Here is a 19942-nt window from a genome sequence, read left to right as displayed (position 1 = left end):
TTTATGATAGATAAGGCGCTGATATCAGCGCCTTTTTTGTTTATTAACCTCAATCTTGAGACTCTTCTTTTTTTAATATCCTCTTTTTTGTATGAGATTAAATTGTCATCCTTAGTTAAAATAGTTTTTTTGAAAAAATAGGCGCTAACCTCAAAAATTATTTAAATGACGTGACGATGAACGCGTTATCTAAAGTAAATAACTACAAATTAATCAATCTATTGGCCATATTTAGATTATTGTCTAGAGTTGATAAATAAAGATCACTAGAGACATCATTAACGGGATAAAAAGAGAATTAAAATGAAATCAGATATTCAAATCTCCCAAGAAGCACACCTCTTACCTATTCAGGACATTGCTAAAAATTTAAATATTGATCAAGACGATATCGAGTTTTATGGCAAGTACAAAGCCAAATTTAGCCACAACATTTGGTCAAAAATTGCGACAAAAAAGCCCGGAAAGTTAGTTTTAGTGACAGCAATAAACCCAACACCGGCTGGTGAAGGTAAAACAACGGTGACTGTTGGATTAGGGCAAGCACTTAATCATATTGGGAAAAATGCCATTATTGCATTGCGTGAACCCTCTTTAGGCCCTTGTTTTGGCATTAAAGGTGGAGCAACTGGTGGTGGTTATTCACAAGTCGTTCCGATGGAAGATCTCAACCTTCATTTTACTGGCGATTTTCATGCTATTACCTCTGCCAATAACTTACTTGCAGCCATGCTTGATAATTCGATTTATCAAGGTAATCCTTTAAATATCGATCCTAAAAAAATCGTGTTTAAACGTTGTATGGATATGAACGATCGTGCTTTACGTAATATTGTTGTGGGATTAGGTGGCGAAAAAGACGGTATCACAAGAGAAGAGAACTTTGTTATTACTGTTGCTTCTGAAATTATGTCTATCCTATGTTTAGCTTTGGATATTGATGATTTAAAACAGCGACTTTCTCGCATCATTGTTGCTTATTCTTATAATGGTGATCCTGTTACAGCAAACGATCTACAAGCCGTCGGAGCAATGGCGAGTTTATTAAAAGATGCTATTAATCCTAATTTAGTACAAACACTCGAAAATACTCCTGCCATTATTCATGGAGGTCCTTTTGCTAATATTGCTCATGGATGTAATAGCGTAAGAGCGACAAAACTTGCTCTTCAACTTGCTGATATTACTGTGACAGAAGCTGGTTTTGGTGCTGACTTAGGTGCTGAAAAATTCTTTGATATAAAATGTCGGGTCAGTGGATTACGCCCTGATTGTGCCGTTATTGTTGTAACCACCAAAGCGCTAAAATATAACGGTGGCTTAGGTAAAGGCGAGTGGAATAATGAAGATTTAGCCGCCCTAGAAAAAGGCATTGTAAATCTTGAAAAACACATTGAAAACCTTAAAAAATATGGCTTACCCGTGATTGTCTCTCTTAATGCGTATGTCACTGATAGTATTGCAGAGCACCAGTTTATCGAACAATTTTGCCAAGATAGAGATTGTCGCTTCGCAATTACCAAAGTGTGGGAAAAAGGCGGCGAAGGTGGTATTGAATTGGCTAAGCAAGTGATTGATACGCTTGAAAATGAACAGAGCCAATTTCAATTAATTTATCCTGATGATGCTTCACTTAGTCAAAAAATCGAGATTGTTGCCAAAGAAGTTTATGGTGCAGGTAGTGTGACTTATAGCCAACATGCTCGTAAGATGTTAGAAAAGATAGAAAGTATGGGGTTTGCTCATTTCCCTGTTTGCATGGCAAAAACTCAATATTCACTCTCAGATGATCCCTCGTTATTAGGCCGACCGACTGACTTTACAATAAACGTTCGTGAAGTGTATGTTTCTGCTGGCGCAGGCTTTGTTGTCGCCTTAACAGGCTCTATCACAACGATGCCCGGATTACCGAAAACACCTGCTGCTATCGCTGTTAATGTTGATAATCAAGGCAAAATAGATGGGCTTATTTAAGTTCTAAAATAGGATATCTCTCTATTTTATTGAGTATAAAAAAATCCGTAATCGTTAAAAAATTACGGATTATTTATATAAAAATAACAGCTAGTCTTTCTTTTTGGGTGAAAAACTCAGTAACGCTTTGATAGATCCATTATTGGTGAATTAACCAAAAATAGCATTAAACCAACCAGATACTGTTTTAACAACAAAATCCCAAATACGACTAAAGAAACCGCCTTCCTCAACCGCTTCTTTTACAACTAATGGGCGTTGTTCAATCACTTCATCATTTAATAAAAAGTTAACTGTACCTACAACCTGATTTTGCGTTAACGGCGCTTCTAATACAGGATTAGTTAAAGTAAAAGAGGCTTTCAGATTTTTCAATTCACCTTTAGGAATGGTAATTGAAGCATCGTTAGCAACCCCTAATGCTACTTCACCTTTATCGCCATACCACACTTTTTGAGTTGTCAGTGGTGTATCTGCTTTTACAGGTGTTACCGTTTCAAAAAAGCGGAAACCCCAGCCTAATAATTTTTCACTTTCAGCAAAACGCACTTTATCTGATGGTGTTCCTAAAACAACAGCAATTAAGCGCATATCACCTTCAGTTGCCGAAGAAACAAGATTGTACCCTGCTCCATTAGTGTGACCCGTTTTCACACCATCGACATTCATATTTTTATTCCACAATAAACGGTTACGGTTTGGCTGACGAATATTGTTGAATGTAAATTCTTTTTCTTTATGAATTTCATACTCAGAAGGAACATCGCGGATCATGGCTGCTGTCAGTAATGCCATATCTTGTGCGGTTGTATATTGTCCATCAGAATCTAACCCATGAACGGTTTTAAAGTGTGTATTTTTTAAACCGAGATTCTTAGCATAAGAATTCATTAAATCAACAAAGGTTTCCTGACTACCCGCAACATGTTCTGCTAATGCAATACTGGCATCATTACCAGATTGAATAACCATACCGCGGTTTAAATCAATCACTTTGACCTGATCACCCGGTTTCAAGAACATCAATGATGATCCCTTCAATACCGGATTTCCCGTTGCCCACGCATTACGCCCAACAATAACCATATCGTCAGGAGACATACGACCTTCTTTGATAGCTTGCCCAACAACGTAGCTACTCATAATTTTTGTCAGGCTAGCAGGATCTAAACGCTCATCAGGTTTCTCTGATGCCAGAATTTTTCCGCTGTTGTAATCCATTAATACATAAGATTTTGCCTCTATTTGAGGAGGTACCGGATTATTTACTGCAAATGAAGGACTAGAAATAATTAGCAGTAAACCCATTCCCGCGGTAACCTTACCCAGAACAGATGGAATATTTTTTTTCATTACCGATCACCCTTTTATATCAATTTGTTAAAGCTTTCCTACTATATGGCTTTCTGGAATAAGACGCCAACATTGATATATAGAGATTTATCTTATATTCATATTTAGCGCCCTATAGAGGGAAATTTTATTACTTATCGTGGTTTAGGAGACCTTTATGTTAAAAGTCTGGGGTAGAAAAAACTCATCTAACGTTAAAAAAGTTCTTTGGTGCTTAAAAGAATTAAATGTTCCTTATGAACAAATCGACGTTGGTGGCCCTTTTGGTGGACTCAATGAAGCAAATTATTTAGCGATGAATCCCAACGCTTCTATTCCAACCTTACAAGATGATGACTTTGCTTTATGGGAGTCTAATACCATTATTCGTTATTTATGTACAAAATATGAAAATAATACCCTCTATCCCATTGATCCGAAACAACGAGCAAATGTAGAAAAATGGATGGATTGGTCAAATGGCAGCTTATTTTCTCCCATTCAACAAATGATGATCATGATTGTTCGCACGCCTAAAGAGCAGCAAAATCCTGAGATTGTTAACGCGTTGAAAGAGAAGCTGAATAAATTAATCAAAATAGCTGACGACCAACTTGCAAAAACAACTTATTTCGCAGGAGATGCATTCTCTCTTGCCGATATGGCGATCGCACCATTGGTCTACCCGTGGCTTGAAGTTTGCAAAGATAGACCTAACTTCCCTCACATTGAGCGCTGGTTTGCACAATTAAGTGAAAGACCTATTTTCCGTGATATCGTGTTATTGCCTGTAAATTAAGTTAATTCATTGGCATTTTGTCGGGATCTGGATAATGGTAATGAAATCCAAGATCTCGACAGATCTCCTGACCATCAATTTCTCGTATTAAAGGCTTCTCTTCTTCAACAAATTCTGGCGGAATAAGATCGAGTTGATTCGACACTCTTGAGTAAAATTCTTTCTTTTTAGGGTGAATTGGAGCACATAAATTATATAAATGACCACCTTCATTCTGCGCAAGAAGTTGTTCGACTGCAAAAATCACATCGTCTAAGTGGACTAAGTTAACGCATTGATGAGCGCCTTTTACCTGTTTTTTACCTGATAAAAAACGTCCTGCATGACGACCCGGCCCGACTAATCCTGCTAATCGAAGAATATCAACTGTAGTCAACGGTAAACGGTGTAGCCAGTTCTCAACTTCTGCTAACATTTTTGCTGATTGTGTTTCTGGTCGAATATCCATTTCTTCCGTGATATTACCTGTTTGATTGCCATATACAGAAGTAGAGCTAATGTAAATGACTCTCGTAACATGGCGAGACATTGCGCTATCCACCAGCGTCTGAATGGCTTCAACATAATCATAACCTCCACCAGCAGCACTGGGTGGTAACGTGATAATGAGAACGTCAGTTTCCATTAAGTAATCAAAATCATCTCTATCACATTCAATTGCGGGTGTTAAATTCACTAAACAGCAGTCAATGCCACTCATTCTTGCTGCTTCTACACCATCTTCAGTGGTTTTAGTCCCTTTAACTTGATAGCCTGCATCACGCAACGCAACGGCAAGTGGTAAACCTAACCAACCTAATCCTACGATGGTTATTCGTTTCATTTTGCTCCCCTACTTAAATGGCTTAGTCAAAGTATGCTATAAAATTTTAGTTTCGCCATTACTTATAAATACTACTTATATTTCGTGAACGTTTAGCATCTCCCTATATACTCGCCTACTTGTTCCATTAAGTAAATAAGAGAAATATTAAAATTACATTAAAAACAAAAGGTTACAAAATAATTAAATTATTATTAAAAAATAGGTTGCTTTCTGCTTTGTAAATCATGTAGGTTGAAAGGCAGACAAATTCTAAATGCAGGTTACTCAATATTGGTTACTAAATATTGGTTACTAAATACAGATTAACAGTAACGGGCATTATTAAATAACAAATAGTGTTATTAGCTAGGAAAATAATTATGTATAGCATTCAACTAAACCACCATCATCACCATCACCCTGACTAGTCTTTCAGGCGATGAGTGCTGGAAGACGTTTAAGAAACGCTTCCGGTGGTCTGAATGCAGATAACAACTAAAACCCCGGAAGGCAACTTCCGGGGTTTTTTTATAGCTAATTTTCATAACAAAAATATGGACAATGATAGGGTAATAATATGTTAGATAAAGCAAGATTAAGGATCGCAATGCAAAAATCAGGACGTTTAAGCGATGATTCTCGTGCTCTTTTAGCACGTTGTGGCATCAAAATTAACTTAAATCAACAGCGCCTGATTGCTTACGCTGAAAATATGCCAATCGATATTTTGCGTGTTAGAGATGACGATATTCCAGGATTGGTAATGGATGGCGTTGTTGATTTAGGGATCATTGGTGAAAACGTTTTAGAAGAAGAGCTATTAAAGCGTCGTTCACAAGGTGAAAACCCAAATTATCTGACACTACGTCGTCTTGATTTCGGTGGCTGTCGCTTATCTCTCGCAACCCCTGTTGATTTCGATTATCAAGGTGTGGAATGCTTAAATAATACTCGTATCGCGACCTCCTATCCAAATCTGCTCAAACGCTATTTAGACCAAAAAGGCATCAAGTTTAAATCCTGTTTATTAAATGGCTCTGTTGAAGTCGCCCCTCGTGCAGGTCTTGCTGACTCTATCTGCGACTTAGTTTCTACTGGTGCAACATTAGAAGCCAACGGTTTAAAAGAAGTCGAAGTGATTTATCGCTCAAAAGCCTGTTTGATCCAACGCGATGGTGACATGGAAACCGATAAACAAGCACTTATCGACCGCTTATTAACGCGTATTCAAGGCGTTATTCAAGCTCGAGAATCAAAATACATTATGTTACACGCACCAAGTGATTGTCTTGAAGATGTCATTGCATTACTTCCGGGAGCTGAAAGACCGACTATTTTACCTCTGGCAGGTGACCAAAATCGCGTTGCAATGCACATGGTTAGTAGCGAAACCCTATTCTGGGAAACAATGGAAAAACTTAAAGCATTAGGTGCAAGTTCAATTCTTGTTTTACCAATTGAAAAAATGATGGAATAAGGTGAAATGATGAAAACGGGTTTTAATACATTAAATTACTGGAATAAATGCACTAAAGAACAGCAACAAGTGCTATTAACTCGCCCTGCTATTTCTGCATCAGGTTCAATTACAGAACAAGTTGCTAGCATCATTTCACAGGTACGCAATGATGGAGATAAAGCACTTAAAGCACTCAGCCAAAAATTCGATAAGGCAGCGCCGGAAAGTGTTTTGGTGTCAAAATCGCAAATTGATGCAGCCTCATCAAGACTTGATAGCAAAATAAAACAGGCAATAGCACAGGCGATGAATAATATTCGTCGCTTTCATGAGGCTCAAATTCCTAACACTATCAACGTGGAAACTCAGCCGGGTGTATTTTGCCAACAAGTAAGCAGACCCATTGATGCGGTAGGGCTTTATATTCCGGGAGGTTCGGCACCATTACTCTCAACAGTAATGATGTTAGGTATTCCCGCCCGTATTGCGGGTTGTCGCAAAGTTATTCTTTGCTCGCCGCCCCCTATTGCTGATGAAATTTTATATATTGCTCAACAAATTGGTATTGATGAAATTTTCCAAGTAGGTGGTGCACAGGCGATTGCAGCTATGGCATTTGGTACTGAATCTATTCCTAAGGTTGATAAAATTTTTGGCCCTGGTAATGCCTATGTCACTGAAGCCAAACGCCAAGCAAGTCAATCACTACAAGGTGCTGCAATCGATATGCCAGCAGGCCCTTCTGAAGTATTAGTGATTGCTGATGCGGATGCCAATCCTGCATTTATTGCCGCTGACTTACTTTCACAAGCTGAACACGGCCCTGATTCACAAGTTGTATTATTAACACCTGATGAAACACTCGCTAAAGCCGTTATTGCTGAAACAGAAACACAACTGGCGCTATTAAGCCGCGCTGAAATCGCTAAACAAGCACTTGCAGAAAGCCGCGTCATTATTACTCGTGATCTCGACCAGTGTATTGAAATTAGTAACAGCTATGGTCCAGAACACTTAATTATTCAAACTAATGATGCTGATAGTCGTGTTGATAGCATTACCAGCGCTGGATCTGTTTTTCTTGGTGCTTGGTCGCCTGAATCTGCGGGAGATTATGCTTCTGGTACTAATCACGTTCTACCGACTTATGGCTATACAGCAACCTACTCAAGCTTAGGCTTAGCTGATTTTATGAAACGTATGACAGTACAGAAACTCACAGCACAAGGTTTATCTGATTTAGCACAGACTATTGAAATATTAGCGCAAGCAGAACAACTCACCGCACACAAAAATGCTGTCACACTTCGCGTTAACGCTTTAGCTCAGGGGAAAAAGAGTGATGAAAACTGAATTTGATATCAATACACTTGCAAGAAAAAATGTACGAGAATTAACACCTTATCAATCTGCTCGACGCTTAGGCGGAAATGGTTCTGTGTGGTTAAATGCCAATGAATACCCTATCGCGCCTGACTTTACTTTTAATGAAAAAAACTTAAATCGTTACCCTGAATGCCAGCCTGTTAATGTGATCAATCGTTATGCTGCATACGTAGGTGTGAATGCGAATCAAGTCTTAGTTAGCCGTGGTGCAGATGAAGCGATTGAACTACTTATTCGCGCTTTTTGTGAGCCAGATAAAGATGCTGTACTTTATTGCCCTCCTACTTACGGTATGTATAGCGTTAGTGCTGAAACCTTTGGTATAGAGCAGCGTGTTGTCCCTACACTTGCTGATTGGAGCCCTGATGTTAAAGCAATAGCGTCACAGCTTGATAATGTAAAACTTATCTACCTATGCAGCCCAAATAATCCAACTGGAAATATTGTTAATCCTTCTCTTATTCGGGATGTATTAGCGTTGGCGAAAGACAAAGCGATTGTTGCAGTCGATGAAGCTTATATTGAATTTTGCCCACAAGCGTCAATTGTTTCATGGCTTGAAGATTATCCGAATTTAGTTATTTTGCGAACCTTATCGAAAGCTTTTGCTTTAGCAGGGCTTCGTTGTGGCTTTACGCTTGCCAACCCGCCGGTCATTGAATTATTACTAAAGGTGATCGCACCGTACCCACTTTCAACACCTGTTGCCGATATTGCTGCGCAAGCATTAACAGAAGCAAGTATTGAGATAATGAAAAAGCGAGTGGCAGAAATTACACGTAACAGAAGCATTTTATCTGATAGGTTAAAAAAATTGCCTAATGTAGAACAGGTTTATAACAGTGAAACCAACTATATTTTAGTGAAATTCACTGATGCTAATCTGGTTTTCCGTACTTTATGGGAACAAGGGATTATTTTACGCGATCAACAGCGTCAATATGGGCTTAATGGCTGTTTGCGTATTTCTATCGGTACAGCAGAAGAATGTGATAGCGTGATTAATGCCATAAAAAATATTCAAACTGCAAACGTATAAAACATTAAAAACGATAACAACAAAAAATCGCAACTGAGGGATCTCAACCATGAGCCAAAAAATTCTTTTTATCGACCGTGATGGTACTTTAATCACGGAACCACCCACAGATTACCAAGTTGATAGACTCGATAAACTTGCCTTTGAAAACGGCGTGATCCCCGCACTAACTGCGCTACAAAAAGCAGGTTATAAACTCATTATGATCACAAATCAGGATGGATTAGGCACAGAAAGTTTTCCTCAAGCAGATTTCGATCCTCCTCATAATTTAATGATGCAGATTTTTTCATCACAAGGGATCTCATTTGATGATGTTTTAATTTGTCCTCATAAACCTGAAGACAACTGCCCTTGTCGCAAACCAGAAACAGGACTTGTTACTCAGTATTTAGTTGATGGCGCACTAGATAAAGATAACAGTTATGTCATTGGTGATAGACAAACTGATATTCAGCTAGCTGAAAATATGGGTATCAAAGGCATGCTTTATAATGCCGATAAACTCAATTGGGCGGGCATTACAGAACAACTGACGAAAAAAGATCGCTACGCTCACGTTGAGCGAAAAACAAAAGAGACACAAATCGCCATTGATATCTGGCTAGATCGCGAAGGTGATAGTCAGATCAGCACTGGTGTTGGTTTCTTTGATCACATGCTTGATCAAATTGCCACACACGGCGGTTTTCGCATGAATATCAATGTAAAAGGTGATTTAGTTATTGATGATCACCACACAGTGGAAGATACCGGTCTTGCTTTGGGTGAAGCATTACGTGAAGCATTAGGTGATAAGCGAGGTATTGCTCGCTTTGGTTTTACATTACCAATGGATGAGTGCCTTGCAAGTTGTGCGTTAGATATTTCTGGTCGTCCACACCTTGAGTACAAAGCCGAATTTAAATATCAACGCGTCGGTGATTTAAGTACAGAGATGATTGAACACTTTTTCCGTTCCCTCTCTTACACCATGGGTTGCACGTTGCACCTGAAATCGAAAGGTAAAAACGATCACCACAAAGCTGAAAGCTTATTTAAAGTCTTTGGTCGTACATTGCGCCAAGCTATTCGTGTTGAAGGAAATACGTTACCAAGTTCAAAAGGTGTTCTGTGATGAAAGTGGTTATTCTTGATACGGGTTGTGCCAATTTAGCCTCTGTCGCTTACGCCGTTAAGCGACTCGGTTATGATCCAATAGTGTCCTATGAAAAAAACGTGGTGTTATCTGCGGATAAACTGTTTTTACCCGGCGTAGGAACAGCTAGAGCGGCAATGGAACAACTCAAAGCTCGTGAGTTAATTCCTTTAATTAAAGCCTTAACACAACCTGTTTTAGGGATTTGTTTAGGTATGCAAATATTGGCTTCACTAAGCGAAGAAGGTAAAGATATTCCTTTATTAGGTTTAGTTGATGGCACCATAGATAAGCTTGATACAGCGGGTTTACCATTACCCCATATGGGTTGGAACCAAGTATTAGCAAAACCGGGGCACCCTCTTTTTCGTTCACTTGATGACAATGCTTGGTTCTATTTTGTTCATAGCTACGCTCTAGCGCTCAATGAATCGACGATTGCGGAAACTGAATACGGCTCTCGCTTTAGTAGCGCAATTCAAAAAGATAATTTTTATGGAGTGCAATTTCACCCAGAACGTTCAGGGAACGCGGGCGCTCAACTTATCAAGAATTTTTTGGAGATGTAACCCGTTATGATTATTCCAGCATTAGATTTAATTGATGGGAAAGTGGTTCGTCTTCATCAGGGTGATTATGCAAAACAGCGTGATTATGATGATAATCCGCTGACACGCTACCAACAATATGAAAAAGATGGCGCAAAGCTACTTCACCTAGTGGATTTAACGGGTGCAAAAGATCCGTCTGCTCGCCAAATTCCACTGTTAAAAAAGCTTGTTGCTTGTGTCAATGTGCCTGTACAAGTGGGTGGAGGTATTCGCACTGAAGATGATGTGAAATCACTATTAGAAGCAGGTGCAAGCCGTGTTGTTATTGGCTCTACCGCAGTCAGTCAGCCTGAAATGGTGAAAACATGGTTTGAGCGCTATGGTGCAGATGCCATTGTGTTAGCCCTTGATGTTCGCATTGATAAACAAGGCAAAAAGTGGGTAGCTGTCAGTGGGTGGCAAGAGAACTCCCCCTATACTCTTGAAGATATCATCAAGCTTTATCAAAGTGTGGGTTTAAAGCATGTGTTGTGTACCGACATTTCTCGTGATGGCACATTAGCAGGTTCTAACGTTGAACTGTATAAAGAAATTAGCCAGCGTTTCCCTGATATTTTATTCCAAGCTTCGGGCGGTATTGGTGATTTACAAGATATCGCAGATCTTCCAGCATCTGGTGTTGCCGGTATTATTGTTGGTAGAGCATTATTAGAAGGCAAATTTACATTAAAAGAGGCGATATCATGTTGGCAAAACGCATAATTCCTTGTCTTGATGTTCGTGATGGGCAAGTCGTTAAAGGTGTTCAATTTCGTAATCATGAAATCATTGGTGATATTGTCCCTCTTGCTGAACGCTATGCCAAAGAAGGCGCTGATGAACTGGTATTTTACGATATTACCGCCTCTTCTGATGGCCGTGTGGTTGATAAAAGCTGGGTGTCACGCGTTGCTGAAGTGATTGATATTCCATTTTGTGTTGCTGGTGGTATTCGCTCTATTGAAGATGCTGGGAAAATTCTCTCTTTTGGTGCAGATAAAATATCAATTAATTCACCTGCACTTTCAGATCCCTCTCTTATTTCGCGTCTTGCTGAACGTTATGGTGTGCAATGTGTTGTTGTGGGTATTGACACTTGGTTTGATGAAAAAACAGGTGAATATTTAGTTTATCAATTCACAGGTGATGAAAAACGTACTCAGCAAACACACTGGAAAACCCTTGATTGGGTACGTGAAGTTCAGCGATTAGGTGCAGGTGAAATTGTTTTAAATATGATGAATCAAGATGGTGTCAGACAAGGTTATGACTTGAAACAATTAGCTCAAATACGCCAAGTTGCAGATGTTCCTCTTATTGCCTCTGGCGGTGCGGGTGAAATGTCACACTTTCTTGATGCATTTAAATTAGCCAATGTTGATGGCGCTCTTGCAGCCTCTGTTTTTCATAAACAAATAATTAATATCAACGAATTAAAACAGTATCTTGCAAAGAATGACGTTAAGGTAAGAATATAATGAATAGTGAAACATTAGCGCAACTAGATTGGAAAAAAGTCGATAATCTCATGCCTGTGGTTATCCAAAATGCCATTTCAGGTGATGTATTAATGCTAGGTTACATGAACAAAGAAGCATTAAATGTCACTCTAGAAAGTGGGAATGTTACCTTCTATTCACGCACTAAACAGCGTTTATGGACAAAAGGTGAAACCTCAGGCAACTTTCTCAAATTAGTCAATATTTATCCTGACTGTGATAACGATACTTTACTTATTTTAGCCAATCCGATTGGCCCAACTTGCCATAATGGCACTGAGAGTTGCTTTGCGCCTGCACAAAGCCAGTGGGGATTCCTCTACGAGCTTGAAAATTTATTACGTGAACGTAAAAATGCCTCACCAGATAGCTCTTATACTGCCCGCCTTTATGCCAGTGGTACAAAACGAATAGCGCAAAAAGTGGGCGAAGAAGGTGTAGAAACAGCGCTGGCCGCAACTGTTAATGACAGAGAAGAGCTAAAAAATGAAGCCTCAGACTTGCTCTATCACTTAATGGTATTACTGCAAGACCAATCATTATCACTCACTGATGTTATCGGTTGCCTACAAGAACGTCATAAAAAAGCAGAGTAATTGATATCACCTTAATAAAGATGAAAAAAGCCGATACAAAATAAAGTATCGGCTTCATTTTTAAAAAAAATAAAAAGTAATAGCTTAATTAGCTTTTTATTTTCTAAGCATTACATTGCTTGGCGGAATAACTCGATAACATCACTTTCAGAACCCTGAACTGGGTTAGTGATTGCACAAGCGTCTTTCAGCGCATTTTCAGCTAATGTTTTGAAATCTTCTTCTTTCACGCCTAATTCTTTCAGACCAGCTGGAATACCAACATCTTTAGCCATTTTACGAATTTCTTCGATACACGCTTTCGCGCCTTGCTCATCGCTCATTGCAGAAACATCAACACCCATAGCTTGTGCGATATCTTTTAAACGACCTGCTGCTGCTTGAATGTTATAAGCTTGAACATGTGGTAATAAAACCGCATTACACACACCATGAGGTAAGTTATAGAAACCACCTAATTGGTGAGCCATAGCATGTACATAACCTAAAGAAGCGTTATTAAATGCCATACCTGCTAAGAATTGAGCATAAGCCATGTTTTCACGCGCTGTTGCATCACCACCATTATCAACAACTTTACGTAAAGATTCGCTGATCATAGCAACTGCTTTTAATGCACACGCATCAGTGATTGGATTTGCAGCAATTGAAACATACGCTTCAACAGCATGAGTTAATGCATCCATACCTGTTGCAGCGGTCAAACCTTTTGGCATACCAATCATTAACTCTGAATCATTTACAGATAAGATTGGTGTCACGTTTTTATCAACGATAGCCATTTTGATATGACGCGCAGTATCTGTGATGATACAAAAACGTGTCATTTCTGATGCTGTACCTGCTGTGGTATTAATTGAAATCAGTGGTAATTGCGGTTTAGCTGAACGGTCAACACCTTCATAATCTGCAATTTTTCCACCATTAGAAGCCACTAACGCGATACCTTTAGCACAATCATGTGGTGAACCACCACCTAAAGAAATCACACAGTCACATTGATGTTCTTTCAGCAGAGCTAAACCCGCTTCTACGTTTTCAACAGTAGGGTTCGGTGCAGTACCATCATAAGTAACGCTAGAAATACCAGCCTCTGTCAGTAACTTGCTTACTTTATCGACAACACCTAGTTGATTTAAAATGCTATCAGTGACGATCAACGCTTTATGAAAACCGAAGTCTTTCATTGAATTTACAGCATCAGCAAGGCAACCAGCACCAATTTTATTTACAGAAGGGATATAGAATGTTGAAACTGCCATTATTGACTTCCTTTTTAGTAATTAAATCTACGTTTTAATATGTTCTATTCTTTTTGTTCTTAAATTGATCATCATCAAAATAATGAATAAATATCAATTTGTTTATCATTTTATTACAGGTAATTAAATAAAGAAGCCCAAATACCCTATTAATTCAATAGGATAATACTATTAACATATTATCATTTGTAACAAAATAATTTGAAAAGCTTATCAAAATAATCAAAACCAGCCGTGAACATCACAGCAGAATATTTTTTTTAAAGTCGTATAATGACATCAAAGAAATAACTTATTAAATTCAGGAGTCATTGATGTCTTTGACTATTTTTGAGCAACTTACTGCTTTATTAGATAAAAACCACGCTACTTACCGTGTTATGGAACACCCTACCGCAGGTCGTTCTGAAGAAGTTGCAAAAATCAGAGGAACACAATTAGGACAGGGAGCAAAAGGACTTGTTTGCCATATAAAAGGTAACGGCGTTAAACAACATGTTCTTGCAATATTACCCGCCGATAAACAGGCTGATCTGTCAAAACTCGCTCACCAAATTGGTGGAACAAGAGCATCGCTGGCAAGCCCTAAAGAAGTGGATGATCTTACTCAATGCGTATTTGGTGCAATTCCCCCTTTTAGTTTTCATCCTGCATTGAAGCTTGTCGCTGACCCTTTGCTTTTTGAACGCTTTGATGAGCTAGCTTTTAATGCGGGCACATTAGAGCGTTCTATTATTCTGAATACGCAAGATTACAAACGCATTGCACAACCTGAATTAATCTCTTTTATTCGTGATGAAGAAAACGAATAATAAAAACAGCTAACTTATATTTAACAATTACCCTAGAGATAAATTTAGCCAAGGGTAATTGTTAGTATGATAACAATTCTTGCTGTATGTATATATTTACACACTTAAAAGTAATATTAGATAATCTAATCCAAAGCGCAAGTAGCACTTAACACCAAAAATAATCAAAAAGTCAGAATAACCCCCATAAATTCCACATTACCTTAGCTATAACACTATAAAATGTACCAAGCAGAAAATTTAAATTATTTTTTTCGATTCAGCACTCAATAATTAACTAAATAGATTTTATTTTATTGACCTGATTTAGTAGTACATTTAAGTTAGCATCAATAAAAATACAATAATGTAAAATTCTATTTACAACTCAGTTATTTTCTAACATACAAATAAATATATAAACAATGTACCAATAGGTGCAGGGAAATCTTCATGCAAACTTCAACTAAAAAACAACCGCTTTATAAAGTGCTTTATGTGCAAGTTATCGTTGCCATCTTACTTGGTATCTTGCTCGGGCATTTTTACCCTGATTTGGGTGAATCCTTTAAACCACTTGGTGATGGATTTATCAAAATTGTAAAAATGATCATCGCACCTGTTATCTTCTTAACAGTAGTAACGGGTATTGCAGGTATGAATAATATGAAAGCGGTAGGTACAGTTGCGGGTAAATCCATGGCTTACTTCCTGACTTTCTCTACGATTGCATTAATTATTGGGTTAATCGTTGCAAATGTTATTCGCCCAGGTGATGGTTTAAATATCTCTCCTGCTTCATTAGATGCGAGCAAAGTAGAAAGTTATGTCGCAAAAGCCCATGATTCTTCTATTGTTGGTTTCTTAATGAATATCATCCCTGATACTGTTGTCAGCCCATTAGTTAACGGCAATATTCTGCAAGTACTGTTTGTTTCTGTGGTCTTTGGTATCGCATTAGCCTCTATAGGGGCTCGTGGCGAGCCAGTTCTTAAGTTCTTACAAAACTTCTCAGAGCCAGTATTCAAAATGGTCGGTATGCTAATGAAATTAGCACCTATCGGCGCTTTTGGTGCCATGGCCTTTACCATTGGAAAATACGGTATTTCATCAATCAGTAACTTAGTATTGCTTGTTCTGACTTTCTACATTACTTCATTATTGTTTGTTCTTGTCGTGTTAGGCGCTGTTGCAAAATATAATGGCTTCTCTATTCTCTCTTTAATTAAATATATTAAAGATGAACTTTGGTTAGTATTAGGTACTTCTTCTTCAGAAGCAGCTTTACCTAGCTTAATGCGTAAAATGGAAAATGTAGGCTGTAAAAAATCAGTCGTCGGCTTAGTTATTCCAACGGGTTACTCCTTTAACTTAGATGGTACTAACATCTATATGACCATGGCTGCTCTATTTATTGCACAAGCCACAGGTATTGAGCTTTCATTAACAGAACAAATCACTCTACTCTTAGTCGCAATGATAAGTTCAAAAGGTGCTGCGGGTGTTACTGGCGCTGGCTTTATTACTTTAGCGGCAACCTTATCCGTTGTACCTAGTGTTCCCGTTGCAGGTATGGCATTAATTCTAGGGATTGACCGCTTTATGTCAGAGTGTCGCGCATTGACCAATCTTGTTGGTAATGCTTGTGCCTGTATTGTTGTTGCTCGCTGGGAAAATGCCTTAGATAAAGAAAGAATGAATGATGTCTTTAGTGGTAGAGCATCAAGCGAATTTGTTGAAGATGCTCCATTAGCTCCTATTAACATTGAGTCTGATAACTCAATTAAGATCCCAGTAAAATAAAAATCATTTTCTACAATCCATAAAAGAGCGCTTATGCGCTCTTTTATTTTCAAAATAATTCAATAAAAACAAACCATTGCCTCACATTTCTTTTCTCACCACTTCCCTTTCATGTTGTTTTACATTTAAACTATTTTATTCACCAAAAAATAAAGCCAAATATACATATCATTAAATAAATACAATAAATTAAAACAAACCATAATTTCATTAACTTATTGATTTAAGAAAAATAAATTCCATAAATAGTAATAAATTGAAATTAAATCTAATTTTTTAGATGAAGAGCACAATATTTGATAAAATCAACTTTATTTTATTGACCTGATTTACTCATACCTTTAAGTTACCTGTCACAACAAAATAAATGTAAATAATAATTTACATCATAATTTCTTTTTTATTTAGTCAATATCTTTCAGTTACAGGGAAATTTTATGCAGATTTCATCCCGCAAGCTCCCCTTTTATCGTGTGTTATATGTCCAAGTGATTATCGCTATCATTCTAGGTATTTTGCTTGGTCATTTTTATCCTGATGTGGGTGAATCCTTCAAACCGCTAGGTGATGGTTTTATCAAAATCGTCAAAATGATTATTGCACCTGTGATTTTCTTAACCGTCGTCACCGGTATTGCTGGCATGAACAATATGAAAACAGTAGGAAAAGTAGCGGGTAAATCAATGATTTACTTCTTAACCTTTTCAACTATTGCGCTGGTTATTGGATTAATAACCGCTAATATTATTCGCCCTGGTGATGGCTTAAATATCTCTCCTGAATCATTAGATAGTAGTCGAGTAGAAATGTATGTCACACAAGCACACAGCTCTTCTCTTGTTAGTTTTCTAATGAATATCATCCCAGATACTATCGTTAGCCCATTAGTTAACGGTAATATCTTGCAAGTATTGTTTGTTTCTGTGATTTTTGGTCTAGCATTAGCATCAATAGGCTCACAGGGTGAACCTGTATTAAAATTCTTACAGCATCTTTGCGACCCCGTCTTTAAGATGGTTGGTATGCTAATGAAGTTAGCACCTATTGGTGCCTTTGGTGCCATGGCTTTTACCATAGGTAAATATGGTATTTCTTCTATTGGCAATTTAATGTTGTTAGTGATTACTTTTTATCTTACTGCATTACTTTTTGTTCTCGTGGTATTAGGTGCTGTTGCCAAATATAACGGCTTCTCCATTCTCTCTTTAATTAAATACATTAAAGACGAGTTATGGTTAGTATTAGGTACCTCTTCATCTGAAGCTGCACTCCCCACATTAATGAGTAAAATGGAGCAACTGGGCTGTAAAAAATCTGTCGTGGGTTTAGTTATTCCTACAGGTTATTCCTTTAATTTAGATGGCACCAATATCTATATGACTATGGCAGCTTTATTTATCGCTCAAGCAACAGGCGTTGATTTGTCGTTAACAGAACAAATTACGTTACTGTTTGTTGCCATGATCAGCTCAAAAGGTGCAGCGGGTGTCACTGGCGCGGGCTTTATTACCTTAGCAGCAACGCTATCGGTTGTACCTAGTGTTCCAGTCGCAGGTATGGCGCTTATCTTAGGTATAGATCGCTTTATGTCAGAATGCCGTGCATTGACCAATATTGTCGGTAATGCTTGTGCTTGCATTGTTGTCGCTCGTTGGGAAAATGCATTAGACAAAGAGAGAATGAATGATATTTTTAGTGGCAAAATATCCAGAGAAGACTTTGCTAATGATAATTTAGTCTCTGATAATGTAAATGAAGAACCTCATTATGTGAAAGGCTCTGAGCAATAGATTGGAAAAATCTCGACCTTATTTAGGGTGGGTCACTTCTATAAAAAAGGTGCTCTATTTGAGCACCTTTTATTTGTTATATTTCGATTAAAATAACCGAATATTTAATCTTATTTATTCCATCCACTCGGTATGGAATACGCCATCTTTATCAGTACGTTTATAAGTATGCGCACCAAAGTAGTCACGTTGAGCTTGGATTAAGTTTGCTGGTAACACTTCTGCACGATAGCTATCGTAGTAAGAAATAGCCGCAGAGAATGTTGGAGTAGGAATACCTGCTTGTACGCCATAACAAACAACATCACGCAGAGCTTGTTGGTAATCGTCAGCGATTTGTTTAAAGTATGGTGCTAACAGCAGATTTGCAATACTTGCATCTTCGTTATAGGCATCTGTAATTTTTTGCAGGAATTGAGCACGGATGATACAACCCGCACGGAAAATCTTCGCGATTTCACCGTAGTTTAAATCCCAGTTATATTCGTCTGATGCTGCTTTCAGTTGCTGGAAGCCTTGAGCATAAGAGACAATTTTACCTAAATACAGTGCACGGCGAACATTTTCAATAAAGGCTTTTTTATCACCTGAGAATGCTTTAGGTGTTGGGCCTGATAATACTTTAGATGCAGCAACGCGTTGATCTTTTAATGAAGAGATATAACGAGCAAATACAGACTCAGTGATAAGAGTAACTGGCACACCTAAGTCTAAAGAACTTTGGCTAGTCCATTTACCTGTACCTTTATTTGCCGCTTCATCAAGAATAACATCTACAAGATATTTACCTTCGTCATCTTTTTTACGGAAGATATCAGCTGTAATTTCAATTAGATAGCTGCTTAATTCACCTTTATTCCACTCGGTGAAGGTTTCTGCTAATTCTTCATTAGTTAGGCCTAGTGAGTGTTTTAATACTGAATACGCCTCTGCAATCAGCTGCATATCGCCATATTCGATACCGTTATGAACCATTTTCACATAGTGACCCGCACCATCAGCACCGATATAAGTTACACAAGGTTCACCTTCAGCAACAGCCGCAATTTTTTCAAGGATAGGAGCAACTAATTCGTAAGCCTCTTTTTGTCCGCCAGGCATGATTGAAGGGCCTTTTAATGCACCTTCTTCACCACCAGAAACACCTGTACCGATGAAGTTAAAGCCTTGCGCTGATAATTCACGGTTACGACGAATAGTATCTTTAAAGAAAGTATTTCCGCCATCGATAAGGATATCGCCTTTATCTAAATGCGGTGTCAATGCAGCAATTGTTTTATCCGTTGCTTCACCCGCTTTTACCATTAATAAAATACGGCGCGGTTTTTCTAACGAATCAACAAACTCTTCAATAGAATAATTCGGAACCAGTTTTTTACCTGGATTTTCAGCGATAACTTCGTTGGTTTTATCGCTTGAGCGGTTGTAAATAGATACAGAATAACCACGGCTTTCAATATTTAGCGCAAGGTTACGTCCCATAACTGCCATACCAACCACGCCGATTTGCTGTTTGGACATGAAAATAACTCCCGTCTGAAAATAAACCTGCCAGTATCAATGTACTGACAATTTGTTAACCTGATCACATAGTAACTCACTCTCTCACTTGGTGGTAGTTATTGATGTAATTGGTATCACAATCTTTTAGACAAAATGAAATTATTCCCCTGTTACTG

The 19942-nt window shown here is 38.1% G+C and carries 17 protein-coding genes and 1 other annotated feature; of the genes, 13 read left to right on the top strand and 4 right to left on the bottom strand.

Annotated features, from left to right (window positions below; translation table 11 throughout):
• Nucleotides 1-303 precede the first annotated feature (303 nt).
• Complete coding sequence (locus ACNART_RS07140) at nt 304-1974, top strand: formate--tetrahydrofolate ligase (protein ID WP_198632265.1); 1671 nt, start codon at nt 304-306, stop codon at nt 1972-1974.
• A gap of 150 nt (nt 1975-2124) precedes the next feature.
• On the opposite strand, the gene ACNART_RS07135 is transcribed toward ACNART_RS07140, so the two are convergent.
• Nucleotides 2125-3327 carry a serine hydrolase gene (locus ACNART_RS07135; RefSeq protein ID WP_109373487.1) on the bottom strand — a complete coding sequence of 401 codons (1203 nt, stop codon included), beginning with the start codon at nt 3325-3327 and terminating at the stop codon, nt 2125-2127.
• 157 nt (nt 3328-3484) lie between these two features.
• Between ACNART_RS07135 and ACNART_RS07130 the strand changes: the two genes are divergently transcribed.
• Nucleotides 3485-4105, top strand: coding sequence for a glutathione S-transferase family protein (locus tag ACNART_RS07130; protein ID WP_198620478.1), 621 nt, complete (start codon nt 3485-3487; stop codon nt 4103-4105).
• Between the two features lies 1 nt (nt 4106).
• Here ACNART_RS07130 and ACNART_RS07125 read toward each other — a convergent pair whose 3' ends face one another.
• The gene (locus ACNART_RS07125) at nt 4107-4928 is read right to left on the bottom strand and encodes an SDR family oxidoreductase (RefSeq protein ID WP_109373485.1); all 822 of its coding nucleotides are present in this window, start codon (nt 4926-4928) and stop codon (nt 4107-4109) included.
• Between the two features lie 385 nt (nt 4929-5313).
• Nucleotides 5314-5443: a sequence feature (His leader region), on the top strand.
• A gap of 44 nt (nt 5444-5487) precedes the next feature.
• On the opposite strand from ACNART_RS07125, the gene hisG reads away from it, so the two are divergent.
• From hisG to hisIE, 8 genes are read left to right on the top strand one after another with little or no spacing between them, the layout of a single operon-like run.
• A complete protein-coding gene (gene hisG / locus ACNART_RS07120) occupies nt 5488-6387 on the top strand; it encodes an ATP phosphoribosyltransferase (protein WP_109373484.1) in 900 nt (299 codons plus the stop codon).
• Between the two features lie 6 nt (nt 6388-6393).
• Nucleotides 6394-7722 carry a histidinol dehydrogenase gene (gene hisD / locus ACNART_RS07115; RefSeq protein WP_198629729.1) on the top strand — a complete coding sequence of 443 codons (1329 nt, stop codon included), beginning with the start codon at nt 6394-6396 and terminating at the stop codon, nt 7720-7722.
• Entirely contained in the window at nt 7712-8794 is a 1083-nt protein-coding gene (gene hisC / locus ACNART_RS07110) for a histidinol-phosphate transaminase (RefSeq protein ID WP_198629728.1), read from the top strand. The genes hisD and hisC overlap by 11 nt, the downstream gene beginning before the upstream one ends.
• A 49-nt stretch (nt 8795-8843) precedes the next feature.
• Complete coding sequence (gene hisB, locus ACNART_RS07105) at nt 8844-9911, top strand: bifunctional histidinol-phosphatase/imidazoleglycerol-phosphate dehydratase HisB (protein ID WP_198620475.1); 1068 nt, start codon at nt 8844-8846, stop codon at nt 9909-9911.
• The gene (gene hisH, locus ACNART_RS07100; protein WP_198632262.1) at nt 9911-10501 is read left to right on the top strand and encodes an imidazole glycerol phosphate synthase subunit HisH; all 591 of its coding nucleotides are present in this window, start codon (nt 9911-9913) and stop codon (nt 10499-10501) included. Before hisB ends, hisH begins: the two co-directional genes overlap by 1 nt.
• A 6-nt stretch (nt 10502-10507) precedes the next feature.
• The gene (gene hisA / locus ACNART_RS07095; protein WP_198620474.1) at nt 10508-11245 is read left to right on the top strand and encodes a 1-(5-phosphoribosyl)-5-[(5-phosphoribosylamino)methylideneamino]imidazole-4-carboxamide isomerase; all 738 of its coding nucleotides are present in this window, start codon (nt 10508-10510) and stop codon (nt 11243-11245) included.
• Nucleotides 11227-12000, top strand: a complete 774-nt coding sequence (gene hisF, locus ACNART_RS07090) for an imidazole glycerol phosphate synthase subunit HisF (protein ID WP_368927127.1) — start codon at nt 11227-11229, stop codon at nt 11998-12000. The genes hisA and hisF overlap by 19 nt, the downstream gene beginning before the upstream one ends.
• Complete coding sequence (hisIE, locus tag ACNART_RS07085; protein WP_198620473.1) at nt 12000-12617, top strand: bifunctional phosphoribosyl-AMP cyclohydrolase/phosphoribosyl-ATP diphosphatase HisIE; 618 nt, start codon at nt 12000-12002, stop codon at nt 12615-12617. Before hisF ends, hisIE begins: the two co-directional genes overlap by 1 nt.
• Before the next feature lie 110 nt (nt 12618-12727).
• On the opposite strand, the gene yiaY is transcribed toward hisIE, so the two are convergent.
• Nucleotides 12728-13879, bottom strand: coding sequence for an L-threonine dehydrogenase (yiaY, locus tag ACNART_RS07080; RefSeq protein WP_198620472.1), 1152 nt, complete (start codon nt 13877-13879; stop codon nt 12728-12730).
• A gap of 314 nt (nt 13880-14193) precedes the next feature.
• Here yiaY and ACNART_RS07075 point away from each other — a divergent pair, with 314 nt between their 5' ends.
• From ACNART_RS07075 to ACNART_RS07065, 3 genes are all read left to right on the top strand, one after another.
• Nucleotides 14194-14691, top strand: a complete 498-nt coding sequence (locus ACNART_RS07075; protein WP_100159528.1) for a YbaK/prolyl-tRNA synthetase associated domain-containing protein — start codon at nt 14194-14196, stop codon at nt 14689-14691.
• A 432-nt stretch (nt 14692-15123) separates the two neighbouring features.
• Nucleotides 15124-16473, top strand: coding sequence for a dicarboxylate/amino acid:cation symporter (locus ACNART_RS07070; RefSeq protein ID WP_198629727.1), 1350 nt, complete (start codon nt 15124-15126; stop codon nt 16471-16473).
• A 437-nt stretch (nt 16474-16910) separates the two neighbouring features.
• Complete coding sequence (locus ACNART_RS07065) at nt 16911-18263, top strand: dicarboxylate/amino acid:cation symporter (RefSeq protein ID WP_368927130.1); 1353 nt, start codon at nt 16911-16913, stop codon at nt 18261-18263.
• A 114-nt stretch (nt 18264-18377) separates the two neighbouring features.
• Here ACNART_RS07065 and gndA read toward each other — a convergent pair whose 3' ends face one another.
• Nucleotides 18378-19784, bottom strand: a complete 1407-nt coding sequence (gndA, locus tag ACNART_RS07060; RefSeq protein WP_023581264.1) for an NADP-dependent phosphogluconate dehydrogenase — start codon at nt 19782-19784, stop codon at nt 18378-18380.
• Nucleotides 19785-19942 lie beyond the last annotated feature (158 nt).

This window comes from Proteus sp. LHD240705 (assembly GCF_047921555.1).
In the GTDB taxonomy this organism is placed as follows: Bacteria; Pseudomonadota; Gammaproteobacteria; order Enterobacterales; family Enterobacteriaceae; genus Proteus.
The sequence above is the reverse complement of the archived record's forward strand: the minus strand, read 5'-3'. Positions and strand labels throughout refer to the sequence as shown.